Consider the following 20,864-nt stretch of genomic DNA (forward strand, 5'->3'; position numbering starts at 1 on the left):
CGGGGGGACACCAGTAGGGGGGAATGTGCCAGAAACAACCGGCGGCGGTCGCGCGGGTTGTGGGCGGCCGGGGGCCTCAGGCGCCCTGCAACCAACCATCCGCGAGCTGGATGACGCGGTGGCCGTAGGCGGCGTTCGCCTCCGAGTGCGTCACCTGGATGATGGTGGTGCCGTCCCGGTTGAGGCCCTGGAAGACCTCCATGATTTGCTTCGCCTGCTGCGAATGGAGGTTGCCCGTGGGCTCGTCCGCCAGCAGCACCTTGGGGTTGGCGATGAGCGCCCGGGCGATGCCCACGAGCTGCTGCTGCCCACCGGAGAGCTGCGAGGGGAAGAGGTCCTTCTTCCCCACGAGTTGGAAGCGGTCCAGCATGTCGCCCACCAGCGCCTCGCGCTCGCCGCGCTTGAGGTCGCGGTAGGACAGCGGCACCTCCAGGTTCTCCGCCACCGTCAGGTTGTCCAGCAGGTGGTACTGCTGGAACACGAAGCCGATGGTGCGCCGGGAGAGCTCCCCGCGCGCCTTGGGCTTCATGGCATGTACCGCCTGGCCATCCAGCAGGTACTCGCCCGTCCAGTCCACGTCCAACATGCCCAGGATGGACAGCAGCGTGGACTTGCCCGCGCCCGACGGCCCCATCAGCGTGACGAACTCGCCCGGCTGGATGTCCAGGTCGATGCGGCGCAGCACCCAGGCCCGGCCCCCAGCCAGGGGGTAGGACTTCTCGACGTTCCTCAGGGAGATGAGCGGAGATGGCATGTCCGTCTCAGCGGCGCTGCTCGTCCTGGACGATGCGGCCGTCGAAGAGGCTCACCGTGCGGGTGGCCACGCGCGCGTGCGCCGGGTCGTGCGTCACCATGCAGATGGTGGCGCCGCCCTTGTGGAGCTCCGTCAAGAGCTGCATCACCGCCTCGCCGTTCTTCGAGTCCAGGTTTCCCGTGGGCTCGTCCGCCAGGAGGATGAGCGGGTCGCCCGCCACCGCGCGCGCCACCGCCACGCGCTGCTGCTGACCACCGGAGAGCTGCCCCGGCATGTGACGGGCCCGGTGCGCCATGCCCACCTTCTCCAGCGCGCGCTCCACCCGCTGCTTTCGCTCGGCGGCGGGCATGCCCCGGTACGTCAGCGGCAGCTCCACGTTCTCGAACACCGTCAGGTCTCCGATGAGGTTGAAGCTCTGGAAGATGAAGCCGATGTGCCGGTTTCGCACCAGCGCCCGGTCCGTGGCGGACAGGTCCAACACGCTGCGCCCGTCCAGCAGGTAGGCCCCGCGCGTCGCCGTGTCCAGCAGCCCCAGCACCGCCAGCAAGGTGGACTTGCCCGAGCCCGACGGGCCGACAATCGCCACCCACTCTCCCTTGCGCACGTTGAGGTGGATGTTGGAGAGCGCGTGCGTCTCCACGTCCTCGGTCTCGAAGACCTTGGTCAGTCCGTCCAGGTGGATGAGCGCCTTGCCGGGCTCCGCGCCCGCGCCCTCCTGCGCCACCGCGCCTTCCGGGGAAGCAGCCGTCTTCGTGTCGTTCGTCATCATCGCTGACCCACCCGCTCCACCGCGTTCCACGCGGTCATGTCTGAAGTCTCCATCGGGCTACTCCGCTCGCAGGGCGATGGCCGGGTCCACCCGCGTGGCCCGGCGCGCCGGAAGCCAGGCGGCCAGCACGGCCACCGTGCCCAGCAGCAACGCCACGCCCGCGAAGGTCCACCCGTCGTACGCCGCCACCCCATACAGCATTGCATCCAACAGCCGCGCCAATCCCAACGACAACCCCAGACCCAGCACCACGCCCAGCGCGGTGAGCCGCAGGCCCTGCCCCAGCACCAGCGTCAGCACGTGGGTCCGCGAGGCCCCCAGCGCCATGCGGATGCCCATCTCCCGCGTGCGCTGCGCCACCGAGTAGCCGATGACGCCGGAGATGCCGAGCGCCGCCAGCAGCAGCGCCGTGCCCGCGAACAGGCCCATCAGCAGCGCCGACACCTGGCGGGAGCTGATGGACTCATCCACCAACCGCGTCAGCGGCGCCACCGCGTACAACGCCAGGTTGCCATCCACGGCGCGCAGCTCCGCTTCGATGGCGGTGCGCAGCGCCTCCGGGCTTCCGCCGGACTTCGCCCGGACCGCGAGCGACAAGAAGGGCGTGGGCACCTTCGCAGCCGGGTAGTACGCGGCGGGCCGCGCGGGCGTATCCAGGCCCCATTCGCGCACGTCGTCCACGATGCCCACCACGGTGGTCCACTGCGCCGTGTCCCAGTGCAGCTTCAACCGCTGGCCCAGCGCATCCCCCTGGGGCCAGTAGAGGTCCGCGAAGGTCTTGTTGATGACCACCTGCCAGGGCGCGTCCGGCCCCTCCGTCCCATCTCCCTCCAGGAGGTGTCCCTGGCGCGGGGTGACGCGCAGCGTGCGCAGGTAACCCGGGCTGACGGCGCGAAACTCCACCGCGGGCCAGACCTCATCCGGCGCCCGCGGTCGTCCCTCGATGTCGAAGCTGCTGTCCGAGCGCCCGCCCAGCGGCAGCAGGTTGGTGACCCCCACGGCCTCCACACCCGGGAGCGACTGGAGCCGGCCCAACAGCTCCCGCTGGAAGGCCACCTTGTGTGCCGCGTCCGGGTAGCGCGCGGAGGGCAGCACGAGCTTGCCCGTGAGCACGCCCTCGGGCGTGAAGCCCGCGTCCACCGCGCGCAGGGCCAGGAAGCTCTTGGTGAACAGCCCCGCGCCCACCAGGAGCACCAGCGCCACCGCGACCTGCCCCACCACCAGCCCCGCGCGCATCCGGCCCGAACCCTGGCCCTCCGTGCCCCGGCTGCCCTCGCGCATGGCGACGCTCAAGTCCTCCCGGCTGCCATGCAGCGCCGGACCGAGCCCGAAGAGCACGCCCGTGAGGAGGCTCACGCCCATGGTGAACACCAGCGGCCGCGCATCCAGCCGCACCTGGCTCGCGCGAGGCAGCGCCTCTCCCACCAGCGCCACCAACGCGTCCGTGCCCCACAACGCCAGCAGCATCCCCAGCACCCCGCCCCCCAGGGACAGCACCAGGCTCTCGGTGAGGAACTGCGCCACCAGCCGGCCCCGGCTCGCCCCCAGCGCGGCGCGGATGGACACCTCGCGTCCGCGCGCCGCCATCCGGGCCAGCAGCAGGTTGGCCACGCTGCTGCACGCCGCCAGCAGCACGAAGCCCACCGCGCCCAGCAGCAGCCACAGCGTGCCGCGCACGTTGCCCACGACCTTTTCGTCCAGCGACGTCACCGAGAAGGACCAACCCACCTTCTGGTATCGCGAGGGGACGGCCTCCTCCATCTCCAGCGCCACACGCGCCAGGTCCGTGCGCGCCGCGTCCTGCGTCACGCCGGGCTTCAGCCGCCCCACCACCGACAGGAACCGGGCGCCGCGCTGGTCCTCCCGCCGCTGTGTCTCGGTGGGCACGAAGGGCACGTACATCTCCGCCCAGGCGGGGTAGGCCACCCCCGCGGGCAACACGCCCACCACCGTGTACGGCTCGCCGTCGAGCTGCATCGTCTGGCCCAGCACCTGCGCGTCCCGCGCGAAGTGCACGCGCCACGCCGTGTCGGTGAGCACCACCACCCGCTCACGCCCCTGGACGGCCTCCGCCTCCGTGAAGGCGCGGCCGAGCACCGGCGACACGCCCAGCGTGGTGAAGAACGACGGCGTGGCCGCCACCGCGGCGAGCTGCTGGGGGGTGTCCCTGCCCGTGAGCGTCAGGTTGCCGCCCCGGTAGGCCGCCACCGATTCGAAGGCGCGCGACAGCGTCGCCAGGTCGAAGTACTCCGGCACGGACAGGGTGATGTCCTCGAGCCCGGCCTGCGCGATGTTGCCCTGGAGGTGCACCACCCGCTCGGGCTCCGAGAAGGGCGGCGGCGTGAGGAGCACCCCGTTCACCACGCTGAAGACGGCGCTGTTGGCGCCAATCCCCAGCGCCAGCGCGAGCACCGCCACCAGCGCGAAGCCGGGGCTCTGGCGCAGCGAGCGCAGCGTGTACCGCACATCACGGCGAAGTGTGTCCATCATCGAAGGCGCACCCTCTCCACGGCGTCCCACGCGGCCATGTCCGACAACACCACCTGGTCACCTTCTTGAAGGCCCTGCAGCACCTCCACCGCGTTCACCGAGCCCCGGCCCAGCTGCACCGGAACGCGGACGGCTTCGTCGCTGCCCGGCATCAAGCGGAAGAGGGCCATGGTGGCATTGGGCTGCGCGCCGGCCGGACGCCCCACGGACAGCACGTCGCCCAGCCGCTCCAGCTCCACGGTGCCCTCCACCGTCAAATCCGGCCGCGCGCCGCGGGGCAGCTCCGCGGGCAGCGACACCTCCACGCGCACCGTGCCCTGGCTCGCCGCGGGCGCCACCCGCGCCACCTGGCCTTCCACCACGCCGTTGCGGGTGTCCACCAACGCCTTCAGCCCAGGCTGGATGTCGCGCGCCTGCGTCTCCGCGATGCGCAGCTCCGCCTTCAGCCGCTCCGGCTTCACCACCTTCGCAAGCAGCACGCCCGGCGTCACCCACTGCCCCAGCTCCAGCGGCAGGTCCTGGAGCACGCCATCCTCACCCGCGAGCACCTTCATCGACTCCACCTGCGCGCGGCGGAAGCGGGCCACCGCCTTCAGGCGCTCCACCTGGCCCTGCTGCGCGGTGAGCTGCTCCTTCATGCTGGACGCCACCACCTGGAGCTTCTTGCGCTCCAGCTCCAGGCGACGGTTCAGCTCCGCGGCCTTCTCGCGCGCCTGCTGCATCTCCAGGTCGCCGATGTGTGCCTTCTGGTGAAGGGCCTCGTTCGCGTCGGCGCGGCGTCCCGCCTCGGCGGACTCGTTGATGAGCGACGCCACCATGGCCTCCTGGGCCAGCCGCTGCGTCTCCAGCTCCATGCGCACCTGGATGAGGTCGGCCTCCACGCTGGCCAGCTGACGCTCGGCCTCCAGGGCCTGGAGCTGCACGTCCGGGTTCGACAGCTCCAACAGGAGCGTGTCCGCCGTCACCGTGGCCCCGGGCCGCACGTGGATGCGCTCCACCCGGCCCGCCGTGTCCGCGGTGAGCCAGCGGATGTATTCCGGCACCAGCGTGCCCGCGCCCTTCACCTGGCGCACCATGGGTCCACGCTTCACCGTGTCCAACCACACCGAGGCCCGCTCCACCGTGGGCGCCGCCGGGCGCAGCCGTGACAGGCCCACCGTCACCAGCAGGAGCGCGCAGGCTCCACCGATGGCGAGAACCCAGGGCTTGCGACGCGGCTTCTTGGCTTTGGGAATGTCCACGCCCCTGCCCAGAGCGAGGCCCGTGCCAAGACCAGCTCCCACGCCAACCCCCTGGATTTGCTCGGGATGAAGGACCGCCTCACGAAGGCCGTGCCCACTTGCGGAAAGTGCCGTCCCAGAAGCGGACAGCGGCCGGAAGGGGGGTGGAGGCCCCCGGGGGCGCCAGCGCTAAGGTGCGCGCCCATGTCGGCCTCCCTTCTCGAAGTCTTCCTGGACCATGCACACCGCGCGCCCGAGCGGCCCCTGCTGACGTTCGAGCAGGAGCGCTTCACCTACGGGCAGTTCGCCACGCACGTCACGGCCTTCGCCCGGGGCCTCAAGCAGCGCGGGCTCCAGCCGGGGGAGCGGGTGGCGCTCTTCCTGGAGAACAGCGCCCGCTTCGCCATCGCCTACCTGGGCGTGCAGGCCGCTGGCGGCGTGGTGGTGCTGGTCAACACCGCCTACCGGCAGGTGGAGCTGGCCCACATCCTGTCCGACGCGGAGGTCTGCGGCTGCGTCACCGGCGCGGCGGGCGCCGCGGAGCTGGTGCCGCTGCGGGCCCAGCTGCCCTCGCTCCAGTGGCTCATCACCGTGGAGCGCCCCACCACCGCGCTGCCCGAGTCGCTCACGGAGGTCCCCTTCGACACGCTGCTCGCGGAGGGCACCTCCGCCACCGCGCCGCTGGTGATGCCGCGGCCGGAGGAACTGGCGGTGCTGGGCTACACCTCTGGCACCACCGGCCGCTCCAAGGGCGCCATGCTGCTGCACCGCAACCTGCGGGCGAACGTGCGGGCCGTCACCGAGGCGTGGCGGTGGACGGAGAGCGACAGGCTGCTGCTCACCCTGCCGCTGTTCCACACCCACGGCCTGATGGTGGGCCTGCACGGCACGCTGTTCACTGGCGCCAGCGTGGACCTGCGCCGCCGCTTCAACGCCGCCGAGTCCCTGACCGCGCTGCGCGATGACGCCTCGCTCACGATGTTCTTCGGCGTGCCCACCATGTACAGCCGCCTGCTGGAGGAGGCGCGCGCGTCACGCGTGAAGCCGCGCGCGCTGCGCCTGTGGGTGTCCGGCTCGGCGCCGCTCAGTCCCCAGCTCTTCGCGGACATCGAAGCGGAGCTGGGCGCCCGCATCCTGGAGCGCTACGGGATGACGGAGACCATCATGAACACCACCAACCCCTACGAAGGCGAGCGCCGCCCCGGTACGGTGGGCTTCGCCTACCCCGGCCAAGAGTCGCGCGTGGTGGACGTGCGCACGCGCCAGCCGCTGCCGCGCGGCGAGACGGGCGAAATCGAGGTGCGGGGACCTCACGTCTTCGCCGGGTACTGGCGCCGCCAGGACGCCACCGCCGAGTCCTTCGACGCGGACGGGTGGTTCCGCACGGGCGACCTGGGGGATGTGGACGCGGACGGCTACCTGCGCATCACCGGGCGGGCGCGCGAGCTCATCATCAGCGGCGGCTTCAACGTGTACCCGCGCGAGGTGGAGGAGGTGCTCGCCATGCACCCGGGCGTCGCGGAGGTCGCGGTGCTGGGCCTGCCGGACGCGGACCTGGGCGAGCAGGTGGTGGCCGTGGTGGTGCCTCACCCCGGGGCGACCCCGCCGGAGTCCCAGTCCCTGGTGGACTGGTGCAAGGACCGGCTCGCCAGCTTCAAGAAGCCGCGCCAGGTCATCTTCACGGATGCGCTGCCGCGCAATGCGTTGGGCAAGGTGCAGAAGCACCTCCTCCGGGCGGCACTGGTGCCACCTGGCACGCGATGAGCCGCGCGTCCACCGCACGGTTCCGAACAGACGCCGCGCAATTGCATGGCGTGGGCACCTTGCTGGCCTAGGGTTTTCGCCCAGGACGGAAGGAGCATCGTGTGACGGACACCTCTGAGCGGCCGGACGAACCCGACGCGCGGGTTCCCAGCGGCGTGCCAGGGCTGGACGCGCTCCTGCGCGGCGGCTTTCTTCGCGGAGGCACGTACATCATCACGGGGGCGCCGGGGACGGGGAAGACCATCCTCGGCAACCAGTTCTGCTTCGCCACCGTGGCCCAGGGTGGCCGCGCCATCTACCTCACGGTGCTGGGGGAGTCCCACGCGCGGATGATGCTGCACTTGCGGAGCATGCGCTTCTTCCACGCGGAAGAGGTCGGACGCGCGCTGAACTACGAGAGCGGCTCCGCCGCCCTCAAGGCGGAAGGGCTGGCGGGCCTCAGCAAGCTCATCTTCCGCGCGGTGCGCGAGCACGGCGCCACGGTGCTGGTGGTGGACGGCCTGGTGGCCCTGGAGGAGCGCGCCGAGGACCCGCTGAGCTTCCGGGAGTTCCTCCACGGCCTCTGCGTCCACAACGCGCTCGCGGGCTGCACCACGCTCCTGCTCACCGGGCAGCGCGGCGACCCGCCCGACCCACGCTACGCCATGGCGGACGGCGTCGTCGCCCTGGCCCAGGAGCGCGTGGGCGTGAAGTCCGTGCGCCTGGCCGAGGTGACGAAGTTCCGCGGCGGCCCCCAGGTCCCCGGCCGTCACGGCTTCGAGATTTCCGACGACGGCCTGTCCATCCATCCCCGCATCGAAGCCCTCCACACGCGGCTGCCCACGCGCACGCCCTCGACGGACGCGCGGCTCACCTTCGGCATCCCCGCGCTGGACGAGATGCTCTCCGGCGGCCTGGTGCGGGATTCGTCCACGCTGGTAGCGGGCCCGCCCGGAAGCGGCAAGACGCAACTGGGACTGCACTTCCTGGCGGAGGGCGCACGCCGGAACGAGCCCGGGCTGTACCTCGGCTTCGTGGAGCCGCCGGCCCGGCTGGTCAACAAGGCGGAGCGACTGGGGTTGGGATTGGGCGCACACGTGGAAGCGGGCCGGGTCCACCTGGAGTCGCGCGTGGCGGCGGAGACGCAACCGGATGCGCTGGCCGAAGCGATGTTCGAGTGGGTGAAACGACACGGCATCCAGCGGCTGGTGCTGGACGGACTGGAGTCCTTCTGTCAGGAACTCACGGACTCCGAGCGCACGCCCCGCTTCCTCGCCGCCCTCATGCACGAACTGCTCAACCTGGGCGTCACCCCGCTGGTCCTCCAGCAGACGCGCGCGCTCGCCGCGCCGGAGGCGGACGCACGGCCGGACGTGGAGGCGCTCGTCGACAACGTCCTGGTGCTGCGGATGGTGGGGCTGCGCTCGCGGAACTACCGCGTGCTCTCCGTACTGAAGGCGCGGGAGAGCGCCCACGACACGGCCCAGCGCCTGTTCTCCATGACGCCTCGGGGCATCGAAGTCGCGGCGGACAGCGAGAGCGCGGAGGCCCTCTTCAACGGGCGGGCCCCGTCCCCCGCGGCGCCCCCGCGGAAGCCGAAACGCAAGACAGGGAGCAAACCGGTCCGGCGCGGCAAGCCGTCCCGGCGCGGGGGGCGTGGCGCATGAAGCGGCTTCTCATCGTGGACGACGAGCTGGCCATCGTCGAGGCGCTCCAGGACATCCTGTCCGTCGAGGGCTACGACGTCGACACCGCCTTCAACGGCGCCGAAGGACTGCACCGCATGGCGGACGCGAAGCCGGACCTGGTGCTGCTGGACTTGATGATGCCCGTCATGGACGGCCGGGAGATGCTGCGCCGCATGCGCGAGGACGACGACCTGCGAGGCATCCCCGTGGTGGTGATGAGCGCCGGCCGCATCTCCGACGAGGAGCGCCGCTCCAGCGCGCGCTTCCTCGCCAAGCCCTTCGAGCTGGACGTGCTGCTCGACACCATCGCCGAGCTGCTCGCCGAGCCCCAGCCCAACGCCTAGGCCGGCGTCCCGCGGAAGAGGGTGTCGCGGTAGTACTGCAGCTCCGAGATGCTGGCGCGCACGTCCGCCAGGGCGGTGTGCCCGCTGGGCGCCTTGCGCGGCTCCACCAGGTTCGGATACCAGGCGCGCGTCAACACCTTGAGGCTCGTCACGTCCACCATGCGGTAGTGCAGGTAGCGCTCCAGCAGCGGCATGTAGCGGATGAGGAAGCGCCGGTCGGTGTGGATGGAGTTGCCGGCGAGGATGCCCTCGCCCAGGGCGCAGTGCTCGGTGACGAGCGCCATGACATCCCGCTCCGCCACGCGCAGCGAGGTGTTGGAGGCACGCACCTTCTCCAAGAGCCCGTTGCGGGTGTGCATCTCCCGGACGACGGGCTCCATGCGCAGGAGCACCTCCTCCGGCTGCCAGATGACGCGCTCAATCTCCGCGAGGGGCCGCAAATCCGGACCGGTGATGATGACGCCCACCTCGATGATGGAACACGTCTCCGGGTCCAACCCGGTCATCTCCAGGTCCAGCCACACGAAGCGCTGCTCACTCGAAATCATGCGGCGGACCCTACCAGCCCGCGCGTGTGCCCGGGGCGCTCATTGCTCCACGTCCGTGTGGACATCCACATCCGAAGCCAGCGTCCGGTGCACCGGGCAGCGGTCCGCGATGGCCACCAGCGCCGCGCGCTGCGCGTCCGTCAGCGGGCCCTCCAGCCTCACCGTGCGTTGCAGCCGGTCCATCTTCCCGTCCTTCGTCTCGCACTCCTCGCACGCCTTCGCGTGCACCTTCTCGTGGCTCAGCCGCACGTGGACATGCTCCAGCGGCCAGCCCTTGCGCGCAGCGTAGAGCCGCAGCGTCATCGCGGTGCACGCCCCCAGCGCGGCCGTCAGCAGCCCGTAGGGCGTGGGGCCGGTGTCCTCGCCGCCCACCGACAGCGGCTCATCCGAGCGCAGCCGGTGCGCCCCCACGCGGATGTCCTGGGCGAAGCGGCCCTCCCCCGCCTCGTGGACCTCCACCACGCCCGGGGGCAGAGGCGCCTCACGCTCCCGCACCGGCGTCACCTGCCGCGCGGCCCACACCCCCAGCACTTCGGCGGCATGGCCCGCGTCCGCGTCGTGGGACAGGAAGTGGTCCGCGCCCTCCAGCAACATCAGGCTGGCCGGACGGCGGGCCATGGCCATCCACCGCCGGGCGTGTTCGAGCGGCACGTACCGGTCCGCCGGCGCATGCAGCACCAGCAGCTCGCCCCGAAAGGCGTTCAGCGCTCGCCGTAGGTGCGCCTCGTCGATGTCCTGGAGGAAGTGGCGCGTGAGGCGCAGACGGCCCGGCCCGAAGTCGAGCTCGCCCTCACCCGACTCCCGGGCGGTGGAAGACAGCCGTTCGAGCAGCGGTCCACCGCCTACCGGCGCATTCACCAGCACCAGCGCGGCCACCTCTGAAAGCCGGGGCAGCGCCGCGGCCGCCGCCGTGCCGCCCAGGCTGTGCCCCACCAGCAGGCGCACCGGCGGGTAGCGCTCCCGAAGCCACGCCGCCGCGGCCTCCACCGCCCCCACCGAGGGCACCGTGTCCGGCCGCGGCCCGGCAGCCGCGGGCGCGGTGAAGTCCAGCGACAGCACCGCGAAGCCGCGGGCCACCAGCGCGTGGGCCAGCCGGGAAGGCGCCGGTGATGGCCCCAGGCACGCGAAGCACCCCACCCGCACCGCGCTGGCCACGGGCCTGCCGGGTGGCAGGTCCAGCCGCGCCGTCACCGTCGAGCCCTCCGCGCCTCGCAGCGCCACGTCCCGCGCGCCCATGCGTCACAGCTCCACTTCGCACTCGGCCGTCCACAAGCCATCCGCGCCCTGTGACACGCGGGCGTCCACCAGCGACACGCCCCGCACGTCTCGCGCGAAGGGGTGGCGCTCCCGGTCCAACGGCTCACCGAAGGCGTGGCCGAAGAGGCGCGTGCCGTCCATGCGCACCGCGAAGCACCGGAAGCACAGGCGGCGCGCCGCCATCTTGTGGACGATGGCGCGCAGCCAATCCGCCAGCAGCCGCTCCGGCGCCGTCGCCTCGCACACCAGCTCCACCTCCTCGCGCACCTCCACCGAGGCGGGGTCCACGACCAGCGCGCACAGCGCCACCGCGGCCTGCTCGAAGGACTCCTCCAGCGAGCGCCCCCGTCCCCGTACGACGCGCGCCGAGCCGCGGGTGAGGTGCTCCCACCGAGGCATCGCCTCGCACGCCGCTGACGCCTGCCCCTTCTCCATGACGCCTCCTTCGTGGGTGTGTCCAGACGTCAGATTCACGTGCGCGCCTCCGCGCCGACGCCGCCGAGGAAGCGGAGGAACCACGCGGCGGCCTGGCGGGCCACCTGCTCCAGCGCGCCGGGCTCCTCGAAGAGGTGCGTGGCCCCCGGGATGATTTGGATGCCCTTCAGGCCCTCCATCCGCGCGAGTGACGCCTCGTTCAGCTCCAGCACGCCCACGTCCTGCCCGCCGACGAGCAGCAGCGTGGGCGCCTGCACGCGGGGCAACACCGGTCCGGCCAGGTCGGGCCGCCCGCCACGCGACACCACGGCGTGGATGAGGTCCGGATGCAGGGCCGCCGCGACGAGCGCCGCCGCGGCGCCGGTGCTGGAGCCGAAGTAGCCCATGCGCAGCACGGCCAGCGCCGGCTGCCGCTGCGCCCATTCCGTCACCGCCGCCAACCGCCGGGCGAGGAACGGGATGTCGAAGCGCAGCTCCCCGGTGCGCGCGTCCTCCACCTCCTCCGCTTCGCTCAACAGGTCGAACAGCAGCGTGGCCAGCCCCTGCGCGCGCAGCGCACGCGCCACCGCGCGGTTGCGGGGACTGAAGCGGCTGCTGCCGCTGCCATGGGCGAAGATGACCAGGCCTCGCGCGCCATCCGGGATGCCCAGGCTGCCCCCCAGCACCACGTCGCCTACCTGGACCTCCACCTCCCGGACGTCCGGGTCCGTATTTCCTTCCTGCCACATGTCGTCCGTGCCTCCTTGGTCTCTCGTCACATCCAGAAGCCGCCCAGGTCCGTGGACTCGAGGACCTCGCGCGGCTGCATGGGCTCCCGGGCGCGCACGAGCAACTGCCGCAGCTCCACGTCCGGCAGCGGCCGGTAGTCGTCGTAGGCCTCCGACACGTCGCGCATCGCGGGCAGCACCTCCACGCAATGCACCGCGTCCGCTTCCGGGCGCACCCGGGCCAGCCCATGCGGGGTCCCCACGGGGACGCCCAGCACCAGCCGGGCCGGGTGTTGCCGCCGCAGCACCTGGAGCGCGGCCATGGCCGTGGCGCCCGACACCAGCCCGTCATCCACCAGCAGCACCGTGAAACCACCCATCACGGGCTCCGAGGTGCCCCGCAGCCGCTGGACCTGCCTGTCCACTTCCGAAGCCTCCGCCCGCGCCAGGCTCCGGGCCTCCACCTCCGGCAGGCCCAGACCCCGCAGCGCGTCCTGGTCCAGGTAGATGCCGCCCCCTTCCGACACCGCGCCCAGCACCGTCATCCGGCCCGGCACGTCAATCCGGCGGGAGACCCAGACGTCCAGTGGCGCCTCCAACGCGTGAGCCACCTCGTACGCCACGCGGAGCCCGCCTCGCGCCAGGCCCAGCACACGCACCTCGCCACCCCGGTAGGGCAACAGCCGCGCCGCCAGCCGGCGGCCCGCATCTGCTCGGTCCCGAAAGCGCATTGCGTCCTTCCTCCTCCCCTCAAGGAAGTCACGGGGCGCGCGACTGGCGGCGGAGGGCCATGCGGGGGCCGTCCCGGAGGGATGCTCGCGGGGGGACCGCCGAGGACGCGCCGTCCGACCGGCAGGCGCGCTAGGGTGCGGCCCATGGACCCTGTCCTCCTTGTTGGCACGGCGAGCCCCCACCTGGGACGCGCGCTCGGGCAAGCCCTGGGCGTCGCGCCCGCTGACTGCCACTTCGAGCGCTTCCCCGACGGGGAAATGCACGTCGAGGTGCCCGAGCAGGTGCGAGGCCGCACCGTCATCCTGGTGCAGTCCACGACGCCTCCCGCGGGCGAGCACCTGCTGGAGCTGCTGCTGATGGCGGACGCGTGCTGGCGCATGGGGGCCGCCCGCCTGGAAGCCGTGGTGCCCTACCTGGGTTACGCGCGACAGGACCGGCGCGCCAGGCCGGGGGAGCCCCTGGGCGGCCGGCTGGTGGCAGACCTGCTGTCACAGGGCCGCTTCGCGCGCGTGCTGGTGGTGGACCTGCACAGCCCCGCGCTGGAAGGCTGCTTCGGCGCGCCGCTGGAGCACCTCACCTCGCTGCCGCTGCTGGCGGACGCGCTGCGCGAGCACGTCACCGACACCTCCGTGGTGGTGGCGCCAGACCTGGGCGCGGTGAAGCGCGCGGAGGCCCTGGCGCGGCTGCTGGACCGGCCGTGGGCGGTGATTCACAAGGTGCGGCTGAGCGGAGACGAGGTCCACGCCAGCGGGCTGATGGGCGAGGTGCGCGGACGCCGCCCGATTCTGGTGGATGACATGGTGTCCACCGGTGGCACCCTGGCCGCCGCCGCGGGCACCCTGCGCGACGCGGGCTGCGTGGAAGACTTCACGGTGGCGACGACCCACGCCCTGCTGGTGGGCCCCGCAGTGGAGCGCCTGCGCACCTTGCCACTCACCCGGCTGGTGAGCACCGACAGCGTGGAGCCTGTCCTGGGGCTGCCGTTCCAGCACCAGGTGGTGACGCTCGCGCCCCTGGTGGCCCGGGCCCTGCGGCCCTGACGGCCAGCGGACACTTCCCGTGGCCCAGCCCCTGCCCGCCCGACGGGGCCCGGGCTCCCCGGCAGCACCGGTAGCCAGGGCGTGGGGTGCCATTCTCCCGCCCCAACGCACGGAGTCGGTTAGGCTCCCCGGCACCATGTCCGACACGCTGCTGACGAAGCTCGACTCGGGGGTCCTCACCCTCACCTTCAACCGGCCCGAGAAGAAGAACGCCTTCACGCATGCCATGTACGAGGCGGCCACCCGCGCGCTGAAGGACGCGGAGGGCAACGTCGACGTGCGCGCGGTGCTGCTCACCGGCGCGGGCAACGTCTTCACCGCCGGCAACGACATTGGCGACTTCATGGAGCACCCGCCCGCGGGCGAGGACAGCGCCGTGTTCCGCTTCCTGCGCGCGCTGGTGGACACGGACAAGCCGATTCTGGCGGCGGTAGACGGCCCGGCGGTGGGCATCGGCACGACGATGCTGCTGCACTGTGACTACGTGGTGGCCAGCGAGCGCGCGCGCTTCCACATGCCCTTCGTCCAGTTGGGGCTCTGCGCGGAGGGCGCCAGCAGCCTGCTCATCCCCAGGACGGCGGGCTTCGCGCTGGCCAGCGAGCTGCTCCTCTTCGGCGAGCCCTTCGACGCGGCCACGGCGCTGCGCGCGGGCATCATCAACAAGGTGGTGCCGGACGCCAGCCTCCAGCAGGTGGCCACCGAGCGCGCCACCACGCTGGCCTCCCGCCCGGCGGAGGCGGTGCGCGTGACGAAACGGCTGATTCGCGAGCCCCTGCGCGCCCAGATTCGCGAGACGCTGGCCCGCGAGGGCGGCGAGTTCATCCAGCGCCTCCAGTCCACCGAAGCGCAGGAAGCCTTCATGTCCTTCATGTCCCGCGGCCGGAAGTAGGGCCTGGCGGAACCTCCGGGCCCGGATACCCCATGCGGGATGCCGGGCCCGGCCGTCCGCGCGACTACCGCGACGAGGGTGCCCGCGGCGGACGCTGCGGGGTGCCCTTCGCGAGGAAGGACTCGACGCTGGCCGCCTGCGTCTTCTTCAGCGCGATGCACTGGTCCACGATCTCCAGCACCTGCGCCAGCACCCGGGGGCCACCCGGCGCCTTCGCGCTGCGCTCGGAGAAGAAGTCCTCCACCTGCTGACGCTTGCCCGCATCGCAGAAGTTGCTGCCGATGTAGGCCATGTGTCCGGCGGCATCGAGCGGCAGCAGCGCCTCGGGTGAGTCCCCCACCAGCCGGTCGTAGTTCTCCTTCACGAAGTCGAAGGCCACGTCCTGGGTGCGCAGGCCCTGCGAGGCCGCGAACGCCATCCACATCGTCTCGCGCGGGTCCAAGCCCTTCTCGAACACCAGGGCCAGGTTCTGCTTCACCAGCTCCGGGTCCGTGAAGCTGCTCAGCGCACCGATGAGGTGCTGGCGCGTGCGCCGCTCCTTCTCCGAGCGCACCTCCACGACGAGCTGCTCCCGGAAGGCCGCGTCGTTCTCGGTGGCGGCGAGGGCGAGCACCACGTCCACCATCTCCGGCGCCACCGCGCGCTTGTCCTTCAGCCACTTGTTCGCGAGGACACGCGCCTCCGCGAGCAGCTTCGGGTCCCTGCCGTCCCGTCCCGCCAGCCGCACCAGCCGGGGCCGGAGCAGGCGCGTGTCCTCGCTCTCGCCCTGGCGCGGGGCGAAGCCGAGCTGCCGTGCCCTGGGGCCATACGTCTCCCGCAGGAAGCGGGCCCGGTCCTTCAGCTTCTCGTCCGGAAGCAGCCGCGAGCTGACCAGCTCCAGCAGGTCCAGCGAGGCCAGGGTGACGACGCGGTCCGGCTCATTCGCCAGGCGGCTCGTCAGGGCCAGGGCCTCGGCGGCGGGAATCGTCCCGGCCAGGGCCAGCGCGCGCACGTCCGTCAGGAACGTCACCTGCTCGGTGCGCGACAGCCGCTTCATCCCGGACTTCGCCAGCTTCGCCGCCGCGTCCCCATCCAGTTGGACCCGGAAGTAGCCCGCGCCCTCCGCGTTGGGGAACACCCAGTCCGGGCACGTCTTCGCCTCGCTCAGGGCCACCTCGGCGCGCGCGCCCTCCAGCAGCGTACAGGTCCGGGCCTCCTTGCCGCCCGCCGCGTACTCCACGCATACCGGCACCTTCCACGTCTGCGGGCCCGGCGACGCGGCCCCCAGCCGTAGATAGCGCTGCTGCGTGAGCACCACCTTCGCGCCGTCCGCGCCGCACGCCAGCGACGCGGTGACGAGCGGCGCCCCGCTCTGGTCCAGGAAGGTCCCCAGCATGCCCGTCACGTCCTTGCCCGCCTCGGCGGACACGGCGTCCAGGAAGTCCTTCGCGGTGGCGTTTCCACCCGCGTGCTGGCGGAAGTAGCGCTGGATGCCGCGCTGGAAGACCTCCCGGCCCAGCCACTCCTCCGTCATGCTGAGCACCGCGGAGCCCTTGCCGTAGGTGATGCCGTCAAAGGCGTTGTGGATGTCGTTGGCGCTCTCGATGGGCTGGCGGATGCGGCGCGCCGACAGGAGGCTGTCCGCGTCCAGGGCCCGGGCGCGGTCGTGCACGCGCTCGACGGGCGCGTCCCAGGCGGGGCGCCACGTTTCGATGATGCGCGGCTCCATCCACGAGGCGAAGGCCTCGTTGAGCCACAGGTCATCCCACCACTGCATGGTGACCAGGTTGCCGAACCACTGGTGCGCCAGCTCGTGCACCTGCGTGTCGGAGAAGGCACGCTGGCGGCCCAGCGAGTCTTCCTCCGGCTTCGCGAGGATGAGGCGCGAGTTGAACGTCACCAGGCCCGGGTGCTCCATGGCGCCGCCCAGCAGCGGCACCGCCAGCACATCCAGCTTCTCGTACGGATACGGGATGCCGAAGTAGTCCTCCAGCGCGGCGAGGATTTCCGGCGTCACCTGCGCGGCGTAGGTGCCCTCCTCCGTGCGGCCGCGCGGGGTGATGATGCGCGTCTTCACCTTCTTCTGACCCGCGTCCGCGGCGGGGAGGAAGTCGAAGGGCCCCACGCCGAAGGCGATGAGGTAGCTGGGCAGCGGCTGCGTGCGCGCGAAGCGGTAGGTGCGGCCACCGTCCGGGCGCACCTCCTCCGACTCCTGCGGCGTGTTGGTGACGGCCACGACGCCCGCGGGCACGTGGAAGGTGAGCTGCCACGGCACCTTGAAGCCGGGCTCATCGAAGGAGGGGAACACGCGGCGCGCGTCCACCGGCTCGAACTGGGTGTAGATGTACCAGTCCCCGCCTTCATTGACGCGGAAGGCGCCGTCCGTCTCCTTCTCCGACGCGACGCCTTCATAGTTGATGACCAGCCTCGCCCGGCCGGCGGGCAGCGGCTTCGCCACAGAGAAGCCGAGGAAGTCCTCCTCGCCCTTCACGGGCGTCCCGATGAAGGCCGAACCGTTCTGGATGAACACGGCCCCCGTCACGTTGAGGCGCTTGGCGTGCAGCCACACCACGGACGTGGCCGTCGTCACGTCGAGCGTGATGTCCATCACGCCCTGGAACGAGGACACCTTCGGGTCCAGCGTGAGCTCCACCTTGTAGCCGGTGGGGCGCACCTCCGTGGGGAGGCGCAGCTTCGGTGACGGCGGCGTGGCGGAGACGGCCTGTCGTGACGCCTGGGCCGAGGGGGGTTCAGCGGTGGAGGGAGGGTTCTGCCGGGCACCGCACGCGCTGAGGAGGGCGACAGCGGCCAGTGCCGCTGGACGGAGCAGGTTGGGCATGGCGCGCAGTGTGTCCCATGCCGGGCGAGCAAGGTAGCGCGCAACAGGCAGGTGTGGCCTTGCCGTCATCTCCACTTCGAGGTGGAGTGCGTCACGTGTCCCAGATTGCGCCTGCACCCCCGCCCCCTGACTCACCCGCCGTGACGCAGAAGCTCCCCTCAGAGCACCTGCGCCGCATCGTCGGCACGCCACCCGGACGTGTGGTGGGATTCCTCACGCGCTTTGTCTGGGCCTTCTTGACGTGGCTGTCCCCGGAGTCGCGCGACGCGCTCGCTCGCTTCGTGGGCAACCTCGCATACAGGCTGGGTATCCGTCGTCGCGTGGCGTTGGAAAACCTGGCCATGGCGATGCCGGAGAAGAGTGACGCGGAGCGCCGGGAGATTGCGCGCGGCGCCTACATCAACATGTCGCGCGTAGTGCTGGAGTCGCTGCCCTCCGGCGACCGGCTGCCGCGGGACTGGGCCGAACAGGGCGTGGAAGGCGATGCGGCCTGGCAAGCGCTGAAGGCGCGCGTGGCCACGGGCCAGGGCGCGCTGCTGGTGACGGCGCACTTCGGCAACTGGGAGCTGCTGGGGGAGATGCTCATCCGCCATGGCATCCCGCTGGACGCGCTGGTGCGCCCGCTGAAGGGCGCGCTCAACACGCGCATCGCGGAGAACCGCGTGAGAATTGGCGCGGGCCTCATCTATCCGCGAGGCGCCATCCAGGAAATCATCGACGCGGTGAATCGCGGCGAGTCCCCCTTCATGCTGCTGGACCAGGCGCTGCCGGCGAAGGGGGCGGCCTTCGTGCCCTTCTTCGGCAAGCTGGCCTCCACCACGCCGGCCATGGCGGTGGCGGCGGCGCGCACGGACGCCCCGGTGTTCGTGGTGATGGGCGTACGCAACGGCCGAGGCGGTGCCCGCTTCCGCATGGAAGTGGAAGGCCCCATCCTCCCGCCCGCGCCGGGTGAGTGCGCCGACCCGATTACGGAGCACACCGCGCGCGTGACGGCCGCGCTGGAGCGCTGCATCCGCAAGCACCCGGACCAGTGGATGTGGCTGCACCGCCGCTGGAAGGTGCAGCCACCACCGGAGGCCGCCCTGCCCGCCGGGACTACGCCACCACCGTCCGCTTCAGGTGCGCCCCCAGCCGGGTGACGAGCTCGTAGTGAATCGTCTGGGCCCAGCCGGCCAGTGACTCGGCGGGCACGGACTCCTCGCCGTCGCGGCCCATCAGGGTGGCCGTCACGGGGCGCTCGTCGGACGTGGCGCGTGTCACGTCCACGATGAGGTGATTCATCATCACCCGCCCCAGCACCGGACACCGGCGGCCATTCACCAACACGTGCGCCTTGCCCGACACGAGGCGCGGGTAGCCGTCGTAGTACCCCACCGGCAGCACCGCGATGCGCGTGGGCTCCGGACACCGGTACGTGCAGCCGTAGCCCACGTAGCTGCCCGCGGGCAGCCACTTTACCACCTGGCTGCGGCACCGCCACGACAGCACCGGCTTGAGCACCGGAACCTCGCCCAGCACCAGCCGCGCCGACAGCCGCGTCTCCGGCGACGGCCACAGCCCATAGAGCGAAATCCCCACGCGCAGCGCCTCATAGCGGGCGCGGGGCAACACCAGCGTCGCGGCGCTCGCGGCGATGTGCCGTTGCAGCGGCCGGGCTGGCGCCAGTTGCTCGGAGAGGAACGCCAGCCCCTTCTCGAAGGCGTCCACCTGTGCCAACGCGTAGCCCTGCTCCGTCACGTCCTCCGTGTTGGCGAAGTGGCTGAGCACGCCCACCACCTCCAGCACGTCGCGGGACTCCGAGAGGAAACGAGACTCCGTGGGAAGCCCCTCCAGCGTGAAGCCCTCGCGCCCCAGGCCGGTGTCGAGGTGGACGTGGACCCGCAGGGGACGCTCCAGCTTCGCCGCGCGCAACACCGCCGCCGCGTCCGCCCAGCCACGGTCCGCCACCACCGCGTCCACGCCCTCGCGCGCCAGCACCACCGCCTCTTCCGGCGCCACCGCGCCCAGGACGAGCACCTGCCGCGGCGCCAGTCCCCGTGCCCGCTCGTACTCCCGCACCTTCAGCGCGTCCTGTGGGGCAATGACATAGAGGAGGTCCACCTCGCCGTGGACCACGGGCAACACCTGCGCGAGCCCGTGCCCATACGCGTTGCCCTTGAGCACCACCCCCAGGGCGCGAGGCGCCCCCTGCCCCTCCAGGGCCCGGAACACGGCGACGTTGTGCCGCAGAGCGGACGCACTCAACTCCAGCCACGAGGAATGGACCGCGTCTCCTGGGCCACTGCCAATTGACTCCACGTTCACCTCCACCACGCTCGCAGCCATACCAGCAATGCGCGGGCCATGCGCCAGGCGCGGCCCGTACGCCACACCCGCCCGCGCGCGGAGCAGGCGGACGGCGGTGGCAACGCCCCGGGTCCACGTCGCCTCCTTGCTGGAAGGGCCGCTGGGGAAGCATTGTCGCCCCCGACGGTTGAACCGCCCAGAGCGGTTTTCCGGAGGCGGTGCCATCGACTCGCGCGTGTCCCCCATGGACTTATCCCTGGCCCAGTCCTTCATCGCGGCACGCGGTAGCGCGGAGGCGTCTTCACCGGAGTCGTTGGCCCCACTCCAAGCACGGCTGGCCCAGGCCCTGGACATGGCGCGCGCGCCCTGGCCCGGGGTGGACCTGGATGGCCGCCGCTTCGTCAGCCACCTCGCCCGCCTGCTCCCCGGTGACGGCACGGCGGTGGCGGTGGAGACACTGAGCCTGCCGGACGTCTACCTCGCTCGCGCGGCGGCGGACGGGCTGCCCACGGCGCTCTCCGCGTTCGAGGCGCGCTACCTCCCGGAGGTGAACCTCGCGGTGGCCCGGCTGAAGCTGCCGCCCTCCGGCCTGGACGAGGTACGCCAGCTCTTGCGACAGCGCATGCTCGTGGGCAGCGCGGAGACACCGGCCCGGCTGGCGGCATATCCGGGCACGGGTCCGCTGAGTGGCTGGGTGCGCGCGGCGGCGCTGTGGCTCGCCCTGGACTGGCAGCGGCAGCGCGGCGGACCGGCGGACTCCACGGACGACGGCGACCTGTCGATGCTGGTGTCTCCCGAGGACGACCCCGAGCTGGCCTACCTCAAGCGCACGTACCGCGCCGAGTTCAGCGACTGCTTCTCCACCGCGCTCCTCGCGCTGGAGCCGCGCCAGCGCAACATGCTGCGCCTCAAGTACCTGGACGGCCTGAGCATCGACCAGCTCGCCGCGCTGTACGGCGTGCACCGCTCCACCACGGCGCGCTGGGTGCTGGGCGCGCAGGAGACCCTGCTCCAGCAGACGCGGCAACGGCTCACCGAGCGCCTGCGCCTCACGTCCTCCCAGCTCGACAGCGTGCTGCGCCTCATCTCCAGTCAGCTCGACGTGAGCCTCAGCCGCCTGCTGCGCTCACGGATGAACGACTGA

The 20,864-nt window shown here is 71.8% G+C and carries 18 protein-coding genes; 7 read left to right on the plus strand and 11 right to left on the minus strand.

Translation table 11 applies throughout. The features are described 5' to 3' along the window. Positions 1-76 precede the first annotated feature (76 nt). The 4 genes from HNV26_RS28220 to HNV26_RS28235 are packed head-to-tail and all read right to left on the minus strand — an operon-like array spanning position 77 to position 5,254. Positions 77-754, minus strand: coding sequence for an ABC transporter ATP-binding protein (locus HNV26_RS28220; protein WP_011557063.1), 678 nt, complete (start codon positions 752-754; stop codon positions 77-79). Positions 755-761: 7 nt separating this feature from the next. Then, positions 762-1,523 (minus strand): ABC transporter ATP-binding protein, encoded by a 762-nt coding sequence (locus HNV26_RS28225; RefSeq protein ID WP_171443927.1) that lies wholly within the window; start codon positions 1,521-1,523, stop codon positions 762-764. Positions 1,524-1,580: 57 nt separating this feature from the next. Next, positions 1,581-4,010 (minus strand): ABC transporter permease, encoded by a 2,430-nt coding sequence (locus HNV26_RS28230; protein ID WP_171443943.1) that lies wholly within the window; start codon positions 4,008-4,010, stop codon positions 1,581-1,583. Further along, entirely contained in the window at positions 4,010-5,254 is a 1,245-nt protein-coding gene (locus HNV26_RS28235) for an HlyD family secretion protein (protein WP_140869444.1), read from the minus strand. Before HNV26_RS28235 ends, HNV26_RS28230 begins: the two co-directional genes overlap by 1 nt. A gap of 183 nt (positions 5,255-5,437) precedes the next feature. Here HNV26_RS28235 and HNV26_RS28240 point away from each other — a divergent pair, with 183 nt between their 5' ends. The 3 genes from HNV26_RS28240 to HNV26_RS28250 all read left to right on the plus strand — a co-directional run bounded on the left by HNV26_RS28240 (position 5,438) and on the right by HNV26_RS28250 (position 9,008). Next, positions 5,438-6,997 (plus strand): AMP-binding protein, encoded by a 1,560-nt coding sequence (locus HNV26_RS28240; RefSeq protein ID WP_171443928.1) that lies wholly within the window; start codon positions 5,438-5,440, stop codon positions 6,995-6,997. Positions 6,998-7,098: 101 nt separating this feature from the next. Continuing rightward, positions 7,099-8,643, plus strand: a complete 1,545-nt coding sequence (locus tag HNV26_RS39385) for a DUF7125 family protein (RefSeq protein WP_171443929.1) — start codon at positions 7,099-7,101, stop codon at positions 8,641-8,643. Next, positions 8,640-9,008 (plus strand): response regulator, encoded by a 369-nt coding sequence (locus HNV26_RS28250; RefSeq protein WP_171443930.1) that lies wholly within the window; start codon positions 8,640-8,642, stop codon positions 9,006-9,008. Before HNV26_RS39385 ends, HNV26_RS28250 begins: the two co-directional genes overlap by 4 nt. On the opposite strand, the gene orn is transcribed toward HNV26_RS28250, so the two are convergent. From orn to HNV26_RS38670, 5 genes are read right to left on the minus strand one after another with little or no spacing between them, the layout of a single operon-like run. After that, positions 9,005-9,556, minus strand: coding sequence for an oligoribonuclease (gene orn, locus HNV26_RS28255; protein WP_090493768.1), 552 nt, complete (start codon positions 9,554-9,556; stop codon positions 9,005-9,007). The genes HNV26_RS28250 and orn overlap by 4 nt on opposite strands. Positions 9,557-9,595: 39 nt before the next feature. Then, positions 9,596-10,792, minus strand: a complete 1,197-nt coding sequence (locus HNV26_RS28260) for a bifunctional alpha/beta hydrolase/OsmC family protein (RefSeq protein WP_171443931.1) — start codon at positions 10,790-10,792, stop codon at positions 9,596-9,598. Positions 10,793-10,795: 3 nt separating this feature from the next. After that, entirely contained in the window at positions 10,796-11,287 is a 492-nt protein-coding gene (locus HNV26_RS28265) for an archease (RefSeq protein WP_171443932.1), read from the minus strand. Next, positions 11,284-11,976, minus strand: a complete 693-nt coding sequence (locus tag HNV26_RS38665) for a dienelactone hydrolase family protein (protein ID WP_253817135.1) — start codon at positions 11,974-11,976, stop codon at positions 11,284-11,286. Before HNV26_RS38665 ends, HNV26_RS28265 begins: the two co-directional genes overlap by 4 nt. 26 nt (positions 11,977-12,002) lie before the next feature. Then, entirely contained in the window at positions 12,003-12,686 is a 684-nt protein-coding gene (locus tag HNV26_RS38670) for a phosphoribosyltransferase (RefSeq protein ID WP_253817137.1), read from the minus strand. Positions 12,687-12,821: 135 nt separating this feature from the next. On the opposite strand from HNV26_RS38670, the gene HNV26_RS28275 reads away from it, so the two are divergent. After that, positions 12,822-13,727, plus strand: a complete 906-nt coding sequence (locus HNV26_RS28275) for a ribose-phosphate diphosphokinase (RefSeq protein ID WP_171443933.1) — start codon at positions 12,822-12,824, stop codon at positions 13,725-13,727. Positions 13,728-13,863: 136 nt separating this feature from the next. Continuing rightward, entirely contained in the window at positions 13,864-14,616 is a 753-nt protein-coding gene (locus tag HNV26_RS28280) for an enoyl-CoA hydratase (protein ID WP_171443934.1), read from the plus strand. Positions 14,617-14,680: 64 nt separating this feature from the next. Here HNV26_RS28280 and HNV26_RS28285 read toward each other — a convergent pair whose 3' ends face one another. Beyond that, the gene (locus HNV26_RS28285) at positions 14,681-17,434 is read right to left on the minus strand and encodes a M1 family metallopeptidase (RefSeq protein WP_171443935.1); all 2,754 of its coding nucleotides are present in this window, start codon (positions 17,432-17,434) and stop codon (positions 14,681-14,683) included. A gap of 140 nt (positions 17,435-17,574) precedes the next feature. Here HNV26_RS28285 and HNV26_RS28290 point away from each other — a divergent pair, with 140 nt between their 5' ends. Continuing rightward, complete coding sequence (locus HNV26_RS28290; RefSeq protein WP_436410067.1) at positions 17,575-18,573, plus strand: lysophospholipid acyltransferase family protein; 999 nt, start codon at positions 17,575-17,577, stop codon at positions 18,571-18,573. Here the strand turns inward: HNV26_RS28290 and alr are convergent. After that, entirely contained in the window at positions 18,530-19,759 is a 1,230-nt protein-coding gene (gene alr / locus HNV26_RS28295) for an alanine racemase (protein WP_171443937.1), read from the minus strand. The genes HNV26_RS28290 and alr overlap by 44 nt on opposite strands. Positions 19,760-19,964: 205 nt before the next feature. On the opposite strand from alr, the gene HNV26_RS28300 reads away from it, so the two are divergent. Beyond that, positions 19,965-20,864 (plus strand): sigma-70 family RNA polymerase sigma factor, encoded by a 900-nt coding sequence (locus HNV26_RS28300; protein ID WP_171443938.1) that lies wholly within the window; start codon positions 19,965-19,967, stop codon positions 20,862-20,864.

Origin of the sequence: Myxococcus xanthus, from assembly GCF_013116825.1 — a bacterium.
GTDB lineage: Bacteria > Myxococcota > Myxococcia > Myxococcales > Myxococcaceae > Myxococcus > Myxococcus xanthus_B.